The organism is Nonomuraea basaltis (genome assembly GCF_005893125.1).
Lineage (GTDB): Bacteria > Actinomycetota > Actinomycetes > Streptosporangiales > Streptosporangiaceae > Nonomuraea > Nonomuraea basaltis.
In genome coordinates this window covers 1-949 of record NZ_VCJS01000599.1, presented here as the reverse complement: position 1 = coordinate 949, position 949 = coordinate 1, and the positions used below count along the sequence as shown (strand labels likewise).

1 protein-coding gene is annotated in these 949 nt (G+C 69.3%); it reads right to left on the bottom strand.

What is annotated here, in order from left to right; genetic code table 11:
• Positions 1-949 (bottom strand): acyl carrier protein (locus EJK15_RS69595; protein WP_171075449.1); only part of this gene is annotated, 949 nt, incomplete at both ends.

The following is a 949-nucleotide window of genomic DNA, read 5'->3' as shown; positions in this document are numbered from 1 at the left end:
CCATCACCGTCACCCCACCCGCCAGCGCCAGATCACACTCCCCCGCACGCAACGCCTGCGCCGCCAAATGCAACGCCACCAACGACGACGAACACGCCGTATCCACCGACACCGCCGGCCCCTCCAACCCCAAGGAGTACGCCACCCGGCCCGAAATCGTCGCCCCACCCGTGCCCGACGGCGCATAATCGTGATACATCACCCCCGCAAACACCCCAGCACTGCTCTCCCGCAGCGACGTCGGATCGATCCCAGCCCGCTCCAACCCCGCCCAGCACACCTCCAGAAACTGCCGCTCCTGCGGATCCATCTCCGCCGCCTCACGCGGACTGATCCCGAAAAACGCCGGATCAAAATCCGCCGCCCCGTACAGGAACCCGCCCTCCCGCGCATAAGAACGACCCGGCTTACCCGGCTCCGGATCATAAAGACCCGCCACATCCCAGCCACGATCAGCCGGAAACCCGCCCACCGCATCCACACCATCCACCAGCAACCGCCACAACCCATCCGGATCATCCACCCCACCCGGATAGCGACAAGCCATCCCCACGATCGCGACGGGATCGTCGATGACCGCCGCCGGACGCCGCGTCCTCCGCTGATCGGCCTTCCCGCCAAGCAGCCGGCGCAGCACGAAGTCCGTCAGCGCGTTCACCGACGGGTGGTCGAAGACCAGCGTCGCCGGCAGGGTGAGCCCGGCCGCCCGGCCCAGCCGGTTCCGCAGGTCCACCGCCATCAGTGAGTCGACGCCCAGTTCTTGGAAGGCCCGGTCCACCGGGACCGACTCGGCCGCGCCGTACCCCAGCACTGCGGCCGCCTGCGCGCGTACCAGTTCCGTCACCGCTGCCTGGCGCTCTGCGGCGGGCAACTCGGCCAGCCGGTCGGCGAACGAAGCGTCTCCCGCCGGGCTGTCGGACGCGGCCCTGCGCCGCACACCGACCAGATC